The organism is Actinomadura madurae (genome assembly GCF_900115095.1).
In the GTDB taxonomy this organism is placed as follows: domain Bacteria; phylum Actinomycetota; class Actinomycetes; order Streptosporangiales; family Streptosporangiaceae; genus Spirillospora; species Spirillospora madurae.
In genome coordinates, this window is the sequence record NZ_FOVH01000007.1 from 94,355 (window position 1) to 106,989 (window position 12,635).

Below are 12,635 nucleotides of genomic sequence, written 5' to 3' on the forward strand. Positions count from 1 at the left end.
CCGGCGGTCATCGGCGCTGGTCGAACCGGCGGCCGAGCGACTCGGAGACGATGCGGATGCGCTGCATGGTGGGCGTCCCGCCGGCGATGGCCCAGCCGTGCGCGTCGCGATGCAGGCGCTCGATCCCGTACTCCTCGGTGTAGCCGTTGCCGCCGTGCAACTGCATGGCGAGGTCGGTGACGCGCTTGGCCATCTCGTTGGCCGCGCACTTCGCGAGCGAGGTGTGCAGCGGGTCGGGCAGGCCCGTCCCGGCCCCCGCCGCCGCCCGTTCGACCAGCAGCCGCGCCGACTCGACCTGCAGCAGCATGTCGGCGAGCGTCACCTGGACGGTCTGGAACTCCACCAGCGGCCTGCCGAACTGCTCCCGCTCCTGGACGTACTCGCGGGTGGCGTCCAGTGCGGCCTGGCCGATCGCCAGGCTCATGGTGGAGTTGCCGAGCCGCTCGATGGAGAAGACCCCGAAGAGCCTCCCGAAGTCGCCGGCGGGCACCACGACGTTCTCGTCGGGCACCCGGACGCCGTCCAGGATCACGTCCGCCGACGGGATGCCGCGGAAGCCCATCAGCCGCTCGGGTGCGCCGAAGCTCAAGCCGGGCATGCCCTTCTCCACGACGACGGCGCCGATGCCCTTGGCCCCCGGGGCGTCGCTCAGCCGGCAGTACAGGAGGTACTGGTCGGCCTCGCCCCCGTTGGAGATCCAGCGCTTGACGCCGTCGACGACGTAGCCGCCGCGGACGCGCTCGGCGCGGGTGCGCATGTCGGTGGCGGCCGAGCCCGCGTCCGGCTCGGAGATCGCGACCGCCATGGTCTTCTCGCCGGCGACGATGGCCGGCAGCCAGCGGGCCCGCTGCTCCTCCGTGCCGAGATGGTTGACGACCTGCGCGGGTCCGGTGTTGGCCTCGAAGATCTGGAACGCGGCCGGCCGGCACACCTTGGCGAACTCCTCGATCACCGCCAGGGCCTGCGGGAGCGGCGCGCCGGACCCGCCGTAGCGCTCCGGCAGCGCGATGCCGAGGAAGCCGAGGTCTCCCAGGGCGGCTCGCCGGTCGGGCGGCACCGGGGTCCGGTCCAGATCCATCCGGGCGGCCAGGGGCTCGAACATCTCGGCCGCGACCTCGGCCGCCAGTCCGCGGATCTCGTGGTGGTCGGCCAGGGCAGTCATGGCACCCGTCTCCTCTGCTCGCGCGCGCTCCCCCAAGGAGCGCCGACCGTGGACTTACTATGCATATCATGATAATCAATAGCCATGCCTTCAGAACAGTGGGCCGGCGATGTCGTGATCGTGGACGCGGTGCGCACGGCGTCCGCCCGGGGCCGGGCCGGTGGCGCGCTCGCCGGGGTGCACCCGGTCGATCTGCTGGCGCGGACCCTGCGCGGGCTGCTCGACCGGCACGACTTCGATCCCGGCCTCGTCGACGACGTGCTGGTCGGCTGCGTCTCGCAGGTGGGCGAGCAGTCGGCGACCCCGGGGCGGATGGCCTGGCTCGGCGCCGGGCTGCCGGCGCACGTGCCGGCCGCCACCATCGACCGCAAGTGCGGGTCGGGGCAGCAGGCCCTGCACTTCGCCGCGCAGGCGATCAGGGCGGGCTGCCAGGACGTGGTGATCGCCGCCGGCGTCGAATCCATGAGCAGGGTTCGGATGGGGTCGGCCCGGATGGACGCCGACCCCTACGGCTCCCGGGTGGCGGAGCGGTACGCGCCCGGACTCGTGTCGCAGGGCGTCGCGGCGGAACTGGTCGCCGCCCGCTGGAAACTCGGACGGGCCGCCCTCGACGGGTACGCGGCCCGCTCGCACCGGCTCGCCGCGGCGACGCGGGACTCCGGCGCGTTCGACCGCGAGACCGTCCCGGTCGAGACGCCGGCGGGCCCGTTCCGCCGCGACGAGACGATCCGTCCCGACAGCACCGCGGAGGGTCTCGGCACGCTGAAGCCGGCCTTCCGGCGCGACGACGTCGCGGCGCGCTTCCCGGAGATCGGATGGCACGTCACGGCGGGGAACTCGTCCCAGATCACGGACGGAGCCGCCGCGGTCCTGCTCATGAGCGCCGCCCGGTGCACGGAGCTCGGCCTGACGCCGCGGGCGCGCGTGCACGCGATGGCCGTGTGCGGAGACGACCCGCTGCTGATGCTGACCGCCCCCGTCCCCGCCACGCACCGGATCCTCGAACGCTCGGGGCTCCCCCTCGGCCGGATCGACCACATCGAGATCAACGAAGCGTTCGCGTCCGTCCCGCTGGCCTGGCTCGCCGAGTTCCCGGACGCCGACCCCGCCCGGGTCAACCCCCGCGGCGGCGCGATCGCGCTCGGTCACCCGCTCGGCGCCTCCGGCGCCCGGCTCGCGACGACGATGCTGCACGCCCTGGAAGACGGTGGTGGCCGCTACGGCCTCCAGCTGATGTGCGAGGCCGGCGGAATGGCCAACGCGACCATCATCGAACGCCTCTGACCACGACGGAAGGCAGGACATGGACGTCAACGGAACCTCGGCGGTCGTCACCGGCGGCGCGTCGGGGCTCGGCGCCGCCACCGCGGCACGGCTCGCCGAGCGCGGCGCGCATGTGGTGGTGCTCGACCTGCCCGAGTCCGCGGGCACGAGCGTCGCCGCCGACATCGGCGGCACGTTCGCGGCGGCGGACGTCACCGACCCCGACGCGGTGGAGGCCGCGCTGGACGTCGCCGAGTCCGTCGCCCCGCTGCGGACGCTGGTGCACTGCGCCGGGCGCGGCGGCCCGGTCCGCCTGGTCGACCGGGACGGACGGCCGGGCTCGCTGGAGACCTACGAGCGGATCGTCCGGATCAACCTGATCGGCACCTTCAACACGCTGCGGCTGGCCGCCGCGCGGATGGCGCGCAACGAGCCCACCGGCGGTGAGCGCGGTGTGTGCGTCCTCACCGCCTCGGTCGCCGCCTACGAGGGGCAGATCGGCCAGATCCCCTATGCCTCCGCCAAGGCGGGTGTCGTCGGGATGACGCTCGTCGCCGCGCGCGACCTCGCGACGAAGCTGATCAGGGTGACGACCATCGCCCCCGGACTGTTCGACACCCCTATCCTCGCCCGGCTGTCCGAAGAGGTGCGCGCCTCGCTCGGCCGGACGGTCCCGCACCCGAACCGGCTCGGGCTGCCCGCCGAGTACGCCTCGCTCGCCCTGCAGATCATCGAGAACCCGATGCTGAACGGCGAGACGATCCGCCTGGACGGCGCCATGCGCATGGCCGCCCGCTGACCCCCCGAGGAGAGCCGATCATGAGCGAGCCCGAGCTCGTCATCCAGGAGCACGGCCGGATCCTGGTCCTCACGATGAACCGTCCCGCCGCACGCAACGCCATGTCACTGGAGCTCGCGCACCGGATCGCGGACGCGCTCGACGCGCTCGACGCCCGTCCCGACCTCGCCGCCGGAGTGATCACCGGTGCGGGCGGCACGTTCTGCGCCGGCATGGACCTGAAGGGCTTCGCCCGCGGCGAGATCCCGATCGTGGAGGGACGCGGCTTCGCCGGCCTCGTCCGCCGCCCGCCGCGCAAACCGCTGATCGCCGCCGTCGAGGGGTACGCGCTGGCCGGCGGCTTCGAGATCGTCCTGGCCTGCGACCTCGTGGTCGCCTCCCGGGAGGCGAGGTTCGGGCTGCCCGAGACCAGGCGGGGCCTCACCGCCGCGGCCGGCGGACTGCTCCGGCTCCAGCGGCGCATCCCCTACCACCTGGCCATGGAGCTCGTCCTCACCGGGCGGCTGTGGCCCGCCGCCGACGCCGCGGACGTCCACCTCGTCAACCGGCTCACCGCCCCGGGCGAGGCGCTCGCCGGGGCGCTGGACCTGGCCGCCGAGGTCGCGGCGAACGCGCCGCTCGCGCTGGCGGCGTCCAAGCACGTGCTGGTCCGCTCCGCCGACTGGCCGCTGGATGAACAGTTCGACCGGCAGGAGCGGGTTCTCGACCCGGTCAGAAGATCGGCCGATGCCAGGGAGGGCGCACTGGCGTTCGTGGAGAAGCGCGCTCCCCGGTGGACCGGCGCCTGAGCCGCCACCGGGCCGGATCGGCACCGGATCGGCACCGGGTCAGCGCCAGCCGACGACCTCGTTCATCAGGGCGGGCTGGCGGCGCTTGACGTAGGTGGCGTACTCCTGCATGTGCTCGCGCATCAGTGCCTCGGCCCGGTCGGCGTCGCCCGCCTCGATCGCCTCGGCGATCTCGGCGTGCGCTTGCCTGACCTTGGCGCGGCGCGCCTTGGGGAAGAACAGCCCGCTGACGCGTTCGTGGAAGATGTATCCCAGCGACCCGCTGAAGAGATCGAGCATGCCGTTGCCCGACATCGAGGCCACGAACCGGTGGAAGTCGCCGCTGTGGCTCAGATAGCCGCCGTCGTCGTCCAGCGGCGTGTCCTCGGCGATGGCGCCGAGCGTCTTCGCCATGCCGGCGTCACGGCGCTCGGCCGCGAGCCTCGCCATGACCGGCTCCATCACGAGCCGCGCCTCCATCAGCTCGCTGAACGTCATCCGGCCCGCCTGGAAGTACAGCGTCGACATCCGGCCGAAGGTGTCCGCGCTGACCTGGGCCACGATGGGCCCTCCGCGCGGGCCGGGCTTGATGGAGATCAGCCCGTGCACTTCCAGGATGCGCAGCGCCTCCCGGAGCGAGCCACGTCCGACCCCGTACTCCTCGATCATCTGCGCCTCGGAGGGAAGCGGCGTCCCCGGCTGCAGGTTCTCCGCGCCGATCTTGCGGACGATGTCCTGCGCGATCGCCTCGCCGACCTTCACCCCCCGCCTGACATGCGGCTGCGCCACCCTGTGTCCTCCTCGCATCAATGACAACCATCAGTATGGTCTAGCCGCGGCGGCAGGACCACATCAACGGCCGCCGGGCCGTGCTTCGCGGCCGTCCGGGCGCTACGCGGGCTCACCGGCGAGCCGGTGCCGCTCGGCCCGGCGCTCGCGCTGCCGGGCCGGGTCGGGGACCGGGGCGGACAGCAGGAGCCGGCGGGTGTAGGGGTCCACCGGGTTCTCGGTGACCTGCGCGGCGGACCCGGTCTCCACGAACGCACCACGGTTGATGACGGCCACACGGTGGCTGATGTGGCGGACGACGGCGAGGTCGTGGGAGATGAACAGGTACGCGATCCCGAGGGCGTCCTGGATCTCGATCAGCAGATCGAGGATCCTCGCCTGCGTGGACAGGTCCAGCGCGGACACCGGCTCGTCGCAGACGATGAGCCGCGGCTCCAGGGACAGGGCGCGTGCGATGGCGATGCGCTGGCGCTGGCCCCCGGAGAACTCGCGCGGGTAGCGTCTGCCCGCGTCGGCGGGCAGCGCGACCTTGTCGAGCAGGTCGGCGACGCGCTTGGCGGCGGCGGCGCGCTCCATGCCGTGCACGCGCAGCGGCTCGCTCAGGATGCTCTCGATGGTCATCGCCGGATTGAGCGACGTGTAGGGGTCCTGGAAGACGACCTGGACCTCGTGTGCGAGTCGCCGCCGGCGGCGCAGGTCGCCGATGGGCCGGCCGCTCAGGACGATCGTCCCGGCGGAGGGGGCGACCAGCCCGAGCACGGCGCGCCCGATCGTGGTCTTGCCCGACCCCGACTCGCCGACCAGGCCGAACGTCTCGCCCTCGGCGATCTCGAAGGAGACGCCGTGCAGCACCTCGACCGGCTTGCCGAACAGCCCGCGCCCGCCGAACTCGACGCGCAGGTCGCTGACCTGTAGTACCTCAGACATGCCGGAGCTCCTTGCGCGGCTCGCGCCCCTCCAGGGAGGAGTCGAGCAGCATCTTCGTGTAGGGGTGGGAGGGCGCGGCGAAGAGCTCGTCGACCGGTCCCTCCTCGACGAGCCGGCCGTTCTGCATCACGGCCACCCGGTCGGCGATGTCGGCGACGACGCCGAAGTCGTGCGTCACCAGCACGATGCCCATCCGCCTCTCGCGCTGCAGATCGCGCAGCAGGTCCAGGACCTCGGCCTGGACCGTCACGTCCAGCGCCGTGGTCGGCTCGTCCGCGATGAGCAGGGACGGCTCGCAGGAGACCGCTCGCGCTATGAGGACGCGCTGCGCCATCCCCCCGGAGATCTCGTGCGGATAGCTGCGGTACACCCGTTCCGGCTCGCCGATGCCGACCCGGGCGAGCAGCGCGAGCGCGCGCTTCCCGGCCTCGGCACGTCCGATGCGCAGGTTGGCGACGAGGGGCTCGACCATCTGGGACCCGACGGTGAAGCAGGGATCGAGGTTGCTCATCGGCTCCTGCGGGATGTACGCCATCCGGGTGCCGCGCAGCGCCGCGAGCTTCCTGTCGGCCAGGGCGAGCAGGTCGCTGCCGTCCAGGTGGATACCGCCCCCGGTGATCCGGCCTCCGGGGGCCAGCAGCCCGAGGACGGAGAAGGCCGTCTGCGTCTTGCCCGAGCCGGACTCCCCGACGAGCGCCAGGACCTCACCGGCGTCCACGTGCAGGGTCACGTCGTCGATGACCCGCCGGCCCGGGTACTCGACGCGCAGGCCGTCCACTTCGAGGAGGCGTCCGGAACTGCGGGTCACGCCGGAGGAGGTGATCCGGCGGCGCCGCTCCACCGAGCGCGCCGCGTGACCGGTCGCGTCCCGCAGGGCGTCCCCGAGGCTGTTGAACGCCAGCACGGTGAAGATGAGGACGGCGCCGGTCGGCACCATCAGCCAGCCGTCGCGGTTGACGTACTTGGCGGCGTCGGCGATGCCCGACCCCCAGCTCGGGGCGGGCGGTTCCGGGCCGAGGCCGAGAAAGCCCAGGCCGGCCTGGATGAGCAGGGCGGAGCTGAGCGCCAGCGTGCTCTGGATCAGCAGCGGAGCCGTGATGTTGGGGAGGATGTGCCGGACGGCGATGCGCAGATGACCGAGACCCGAGACTCGGGCGGCGTCCACGTACAGCTCGTTGCGCTTTCCTTCGGTGGTGGCGCGCGCCAGCCGGATGAAGGACGCGGAGAGGATCACGCCGAGGGCGCCCATCGTGATGGTGAAGGCCCTGCCGTACACCGCCACCACCGCGAGCAGGATCACGATGACGGGCAGCGACATCACGACCTCGGCGATCCGGCTGAGGACGGCGTCGACGACACCGCCCCGGTAGCCCGCCAGCATGCCCAGCGGCACCCCGATCACCACGGCGACCAGCAGGGCCTCGCCGGCGCCGAGCAGGCTCACCGAGCCACCGTGCATGATCCGGCTGAGTATGTCGCGCCCGAGCGAGTCGGTACCGGCCCAGTAGGTGCCCGACGGAAGCGCATAGGCCCGGTCGATGTCCTGCTTGAGCGGGTCGTGCGGCGCCAGCCACGGTGCGAGGAAGCTGCCGATCACGACGAGCGCGAGCCACCCGAGGCTGAGCATGCCGCGGAGCGAGCCGAGGACGCGGTGCGGGTAGCCGCGCGGGCGACGGTCGGTGTTCATGCGCGCCTCGCCTTGGGATTGAGCCAGACGGTCAGCAGGTCCACGATCAGGTTCACCGCGATGACCATGGCCGTCGTGAAGATGATGACCGTGAGGAGCAGGGGCAGGTCCTTGCTCGTGACGGCGCCGAGGACGAGCTGGCCGAGCCCGTTGATGCCGAACACCTGCTCGACGATGACCGTGCTGCCCAGCAGGCCGATGAACTGGAACCCGACCGTGGTCGCGATCGGGGTCGAGGCGTTCCGGAGCGCGTGCTTGAGGACGATCGAGCGCGCCGGGACGCCGGTCGCGTACAGCGTGCGGATGTAGTCCTGGCCCAGTTCGTGGATGAGCGCGGCGCGGGTCTGCCGGCCGACCGTGGCCGTCCCGATCATCGCGACCGACACGCTGGGCAGGACGATCGACTTCAGCCACTCCCCGGGGTCCTCCGTGAACGGCACATACCCGACCGCCGGGAGCCACTCCAGGCCGAGCGCGAAGACGAACACCAGGAGCACGCCCAGCCAGAAGCTGGGGACCGCCATGGCCACGCTCGACCCGCCCTGCAGGACCCGGTCGAGCCACCGGCCGCCGTTGGCCGCGGCCACGCCGACGAGCACGCCGATCACCACGCTGATGACGGTCGCGGCGATGGCGATCGACAGGGTGATCGGAAGCCTGGTGGCCACGTCGCCCACCGCGGACCGGCCGGATTGCAGCGAATCCCCGAAGTCGCCGCGGACCGCGCCCGCGAGCCAGTCACCGTACTGGACCAGCAGGGGGCGGTCGTGGCCGAGCCGGTGGTTGAGCGCGTCGACCTGCTCCTGCGACGCCGCGTCGCCGAGGATGGTGCGTCCAGGCGACCCGGGGATCAGGTTGACGAGATAGAAGGCGATCGTCGCGATCGCCCACAGCATGGGGACGACCGCGAGGAGCCGCTTGCCGACGATTCTGAGCATGGCGACCGCTGTCCCGGACCCCGTCAGCCGGCCGGCTGCAGGGCGTTGATCGAGGGCATCGGCTGCAGCGCCGTCATCTCCATCTTCTTGATCTTCTTGGTGTCGTAGAAGTAGAAGACGTCGACCACGTTCGTGACGATCATCGGGGACTCGGTCACGAACCGCCTCGACAGCTGCTTCAGCGTGGCCGCCTGCTCCCCGCCCTGCTGCGTCGCCGCCGTCGCGGCAAGCTTCTCGATCTCGGGCGACTCGACCTTGTACGGGTTGTACTTGGCGTTCTTGAGCAGCGCGTACTGGACGTCGAAGTAGTTGTCGGACGCGTTGTAGAACCAGGCGTAGGCCGGGTTGTCGGTCTTGAACTTGGCCTCCAGGTACGTGCTGAGCGGCAGGTTGTTGATCTTCACGTTGATGCCGACCTCCTTCAGCTGGCTCGACACCGCCTGCACGTAGTCGTTCCAGTTGCTGTAGTCGGTGTTGACGAGCGGCAGGTCGAAGCCGTTCGGGTAACCGGCGGCCGCCAGGAGCTGCTTGGCCTTGGCCGGGTCATGCGGGTAGGCGTTGGTCAGGGACTCGTCGAAGCCCGGCGTTCCCGGCAGGAACAGCTGCGTGGACGGTGATCCGGGCCCCAGCACCTTCTGCAGGGCGGCACGGTCGACGGCGTACTGGATCGCCTGCCGGACCCGCACGTCCTTCAGCGCCTTGACCTGGGTGCCGTTGCGGTCCTGCAGGTTGAGCGAGGCGAAGAAGCTCGGCTGCGACAGGACCTTGACGTCCGACAGGGTCTTGGCGGTGTCCAGCTGGTTGACGCTCCCCAGCGTCGCGTCGACCTGACCGGAGCGCAGCGCACTGAGCGCCGCGGTCATGTCCGGGATCACCTTGAGCACGAGCGTCTCGACGCCGACCGACTTGGCGTCCCAGTACTGCGGGTTCTTCTTGAAGGTGTAGTGGTCGCCGGGAACGGTCTTGGACCCGTCCAGCGTGTAGGGCCCGGCGCCGACCGGGTTCTGGTTCAGGGACTCCGGGGCGTCCAGCGCCTTCGGGCTGGCGACCATGCCCATGACCTGCTGGAAGGCGGCGGGCAACGAGGGATAGGGCTCGTTGAGGGTGATCTTCACCGTGTCCGCGTCGGGCGCCTGGACGCTCTCGACGGCGGCGAGCTGGTCCGTCTTCGGCCCGACGACCTTCTTGGCACGATCCAGATTCTTCTTCACGGCCGCCGCGTCAAGGGGCTCGCCATCGCTGAACCGCACGCCCCGCCGGAGCGTCAACTCGAAATGCGTCGGGTCGGTGTACTTCCACGACGTGGCGAGACCCGGCGCCGGGCTCCCATCCGGCCGGGTGTGTATCAGGGTGTCGTACACGGCCTGCTCGGCCTGCGACATCGGCCCCCAGTCGAAGGTGTACGGATCCCACTTCTTCGGCGCCGCGGCGACGGCGAGAGTGACCGTGCCCCGGTCCTCGGTGGACGAGCCGTCCCCGCAGGCGGTCAGCGACAGGCCCGCCAGCCCGGCCGCAACCGCCAGTGTCACGCTTCTCCGCATACGAACCTCCAGCTGAGGGGTGGGACGGGGGGTCGCTCCCTGACGTGAGGTCATGCAATACCGAGCACACCGCCCAGGTCAAGAGATTCCTGCGATTGTTATGCATGATTTTGGGGTCGAACCGCAGGACACGGCGCCGGCGCGCACACTGTCGCCCAGAGTCTCACGCCGCCGCGACGCACGCCCCGACCATCGAGGCGCCCCCCACCTCGCCCGGATCCTGCACGACAAGGCCGCGTTCACCGCCATCGACCTACCGACATCGCCGCGATCTTTTAGTCTGACTTCATGCACTGAATTATGATCATGATGATCACTTTCCCCATGCCATGGAAGATCAGATCGATCAGACGGAGACGACGCCGCGCGCCCCTCCCGGCACTGGCGGCGGCTCCGGATCGATCAACGACCTCCACCGTCCCGGCGCCGCCAGGAGACCAGCGATCGCCCCCTCATCCACCAACCGCGTCGACCGACCTCCTCAAGCACAACCTTCATCGCTGCCCGGAAATGGTCACGTAGGCGACGGGCATCCCGTCGGAGTGCGCGTCGGGGCGCCCCACCACGGCCGCGCCGCTTACGTGCGGGTCCACCCAGCGGCAATTCCCCGATCGGCCGCGAATCGATGTCGTGGCCGCCGCACAAGGCCGCATCGACCTCGGCGCCGACGGCGTCTACCTCGTCAAGGCCGACCTATTCCTGGCCATCGACGCCACCCACCATGCCCGACCTACCCCCAGAGGCCCCGTGCGCATCGCCCAAGGGAGACAACGTCGAGTGCGCAAGGATCAAGCCGCATCACCGCTGCCACCGCATCCTCGTTTAATCGTCGTCCGACGATAGGCGCCATATACTTTAATGCCCCACACATTAGCTCGTGCACGAAATGACACAGAAACTGGTCGCCCATAGTCAGCGCAGAACGGCTACCAATGCCATTGGCAGGGGCGAGCGCCGGAAGTCGACCAGTGGCCGCAGCAACTGGAGTTGACCGTGGTGCACGGCCGTTTCGTAGCGCCCGCAAAAGTCCCGCGTGTATCCGCGTGCCGTCACCTTCTGGCAGGCGACCGGTCCGCCGTCCAGGTTCAAAGCCAGGCGCAAGCCGAGCCCGGCCCTGGGGAGGAACGCGGCGAGCGAGCGCAAGGAGTCACCCGATTCCGGCTGACGTGCAGGACGGCGATGCCGTTGGCGCCGTCGTGGCGGCGGCGCAGTGGTCGGCGGGCTGTCGACCGTCTTCGGGCGGTCTTGGTCAGGGAATTCTGGTCGTAGTGCAGAGTGACCGTGCCCAAGTGCAGGCCCTTGAGGGTGATGTCCTGCTTGGCGCTGAGGGCGCCTGGTATCGCTCGTGGATGGGTGCTGACGTCCACATCGACCAGCCCTGGTAGTTCCCGGACGGACGTCGCCGCCGTCGTAGGGGTGCAGATCCTGGCCCATCAACGTCCCCCCCGCCGGCGGAGAGAACGGCGCGCATACGCGCCGCTGGGCTCCGCCCACGGCGATGTGGCGACCGGGCTGATCTCCCAGGCGTCGAAGAAGCTGCGGTAGGGCATAAGCGACAGGTAGTCCAGGTAATGCGACCCGCGCGAGTCGATGGTCGTCACCGACCACCGGCCGTCCGGTGAGTCGCCGTGGTCCTCCTGCCAGTCGGCGTTGTGGGTCAGCCGTGTGCGTCGGCCGGTCTTGAGGTCCAGTTTCCACAGGCCGGGGTTGCCGCCGACCTGCACGTAGGTGAGCGCGCGGCCGCCGTCGACGGAGGTTTTCGACTCGTACAGGGCGGTGCTGTCGGACCAGGTGCACGCGATCGACCGCAACCTGCACGTCGTCCCGTTGATCATAGAACATCACGTTCAACGATCAGCGACCGATTTTGACATCGTGCTCCTCGAAGGCACCACCGTTATTCGGCGCCAGTAATCTTCCTCGTAAGCCAATGCATATGATCACGAAACCGGCCCAGCGCCTTGGGATTGGTCGGGGGAATCTTTCGGCCGTTTCTGTCCAGGTAACCTGATTGTAGATAGCCGTGTATCATCCAGAGAAACGTCCATGTCGCCGCCTCTGCGTCGACGCCTGGCTCGGCTGCACCGCGAACCAGATCGATCGACTTCTCAATCAAGGGGACGACTATGTCATGCTCCACATCGGTGAAGTCGCTAGCATCGGACATCCAGCGATGAATTAGTATCCTGGATATTTCCGGATGCTCGAGACAGTAATCTAGATACAGATCCCCGACCCGGATCAGGCCATCGGCGTCAGGCGTGTAATCTTTCACCAGCAGCAGGTCCAACTGCTCTCGCCACTCCAGCGCCGACGCCTCCATGACCCCGAAATACAGGCCCTGCTTACCTCCGTATAGATCAACAAGCGTTTCCGGGGCGACGCCGACAGCGTCGGCGACCATGTGGATGGACACTTCGTCATAGCCCAACTCACCGAACAGTCGAGCGGCAACGGCCTGTGTCTCATCCCTGCCGGCCGTGCGATGCCGGTCCCGCCCGGCCGACGTGTCACGCTCTACCATCAGATCACCACCAGAAGCGACCCTCTGCATCGTCTAACGTCTCCACTGCACGGTGGGCCGCAACACCGCCGGTTTCAGTTTTCCCAGCACCTGTCAAGTGGTGACACTGCTTTGACCGCCGACGATAGAAGTACCAAGTTGACTGCTCTCTCGCAGCCGGTGGTCGTTTGGGGCCGGCCAGGCCATGACCGCCATCACGCGCTCGGCCGAATGTGTCAGCAAGTTCGAGCGATGTTCG

The 12,635-nt window shown here is 69.7% G+C and carries 11 protein-coding genes; 3 read left to right on the plus strand and 8 right to left on the minus strand.

The features are described 5' to 3' along the window. Positions 1-7: 7 nt before the first annotated feature. Positions 8-1,162, minus strand: coding sequence for an acyl-CoA dehydrogenase family protein (locus BM339_RS20690; protein ID WP_021592103.1), 1,155 nt, complete (start codon positions 1,160-1,162; stop codon positions 8-10). A gap of 84 nt (positions 1,163-1,246) precedes the next feature. Here BM339_RS20690 and BM339_RS20695 point away from each other — a divergent pair, with 84 nt between their 5' ends. From BM339_RS20695 to BM339_RS20705, 3 genes are read left to right on the plus strand one after another with little or no spacing between them, the layout of a single operon-like run. Continuing rightward, the gene (locus tag BM339_RS20695; protein ID WP_024934864.1) at positions 1,247-2,446 is read left to right on the plus strand and encodes a thiolase family protein; all 1,200 of its coding nucleotides are present in this window, start codon (positions 1,247-1,249) and stop codon (positions 2,444-2,446) included. A gap of 19 nt (positions 2,447-2,465) precedes the next feature. Continuing rightward, entirely contained in the window at positions 2,466-3,224 is a 759-nt protein-coding gene (locus BM339_RS20700; RefSeq protein ID WP_075021910.1) for an SDR family NAD(P)-dependent oxidoreductase, read from the plus strand. 20 nt (positions 3,225-3,244) lie between these two features. Then, complete coding sequence (locus BM339_RS20705) at positions 3,245-4,012, plus strand: crotonase/enoyl-CoA hydratase family protein (RefSeq protein ID WP_021592106.1); 768 nt, start codon at positions 3,245-3,247, stop codon at positions 4,010-4,012. A 39-nt stretch (positions 4,013-4,051) separates the two neighbouring features. On the opposite strand, the gene BM339_RS20710 is transcribed toward BM339_RS20705, so the two are convergent. The 7 genes from BM339_RS20710 to BM339_RS20745 form a co-directional block, all read right to left on the minus strand. Then, positions 4,052-4,780 carry a FadR/GntR family transcriptional regulator gene (locus tag BM339_RS20710; protein WP_033331051.1) on the minus strand — a complete coding sequence of 243 codons (729 nt, stop codon included), beginning with the start codon at positions 4,778-4,780 and terminating at the stop codon, positions 4,052-4,054. 102 nt (positions 4,781-4,882) lie between these two features. Then, positions 4,883-5,707 (minus strand): ATP-binding cassette domain-containing protein, encoded by an 825-nt coding sequence (locus BM339_RS20715; RefSeq protein ID WP_075021911.1) that lies wholly within the window; start codon positions 5,705-5,707, stop codon positions 4,883-4,885. Further along, positions 5,700-7,394, minus strand: coding sequence for a dipeptide/oligopeptide/nickel ABC transporter permease/ATP-binding protein (locus BM339_RS20720; RefSeq protein WP_021592109.1), 1,695 nt, complete (start codon positions 7,392-7,394; stop codon positions 5,700-5,702). The genes BM339_RS20715 and BM339_RS20720 overlap by 8 nt, the downstream gene beginning before the upstream one ends. Next, positions 7,391-8,332 (minus strand): ABC transporter permease, encoded by a 942-nt coding sequence (locus BM339_RS20725; RefSeq protein WP_075021912.1) that lies wholly within the window; start codon positions 8,330-8,332, stop codon positions 7,391-7,393. The genes BM339_RS20720 and BM339_RS20725 overlap by 4 nt, the downstream gene beginning before the upstream one ends. 23 nt (positions 8,333-8,355) lie before the next feature. Further along, positions 8,356-9,861 carry an ABC transporter substrate-binding protein gene (locus BM339_RS20730; RefSeq protein ID WP_177287741.1) on the minus strand — a complete coding sequence of 502 codons (1,506 nt, stop codon included), beginning with the start codon at positions 9,859-9,861 and terminating at the stop codon, positions 8,356-8,358. Positions 9,862-11,306: 1,445 nt separating this feature from the next. Continuing rightward, positions 11,307-11,708: a TolB-like translocation protein gene (locus BM339_RS20740; RefSeq protein ID WP_075021915.1), complete on the minus strand. Its 402-nt coding sequence runs from the start codon at positions 11,706-11,708 to the stop codon at positions 11,307-11,309. A gap of 62 nt (positions 11,709-11,770) precedes the next feature. Next, positions 11,771-12,427, minus strand: a complete 657-nt coding sequence (locus tag BM339_RS20745; RefSeq protein WP_083597791.1) for a TetR/AcrR family transcriptional regulator — start codon at positions 12,425-12,427, stop codon at positions 11,771-11,773. Positions 12,428-12,635 lie beyond the last annotated feature (208 nt).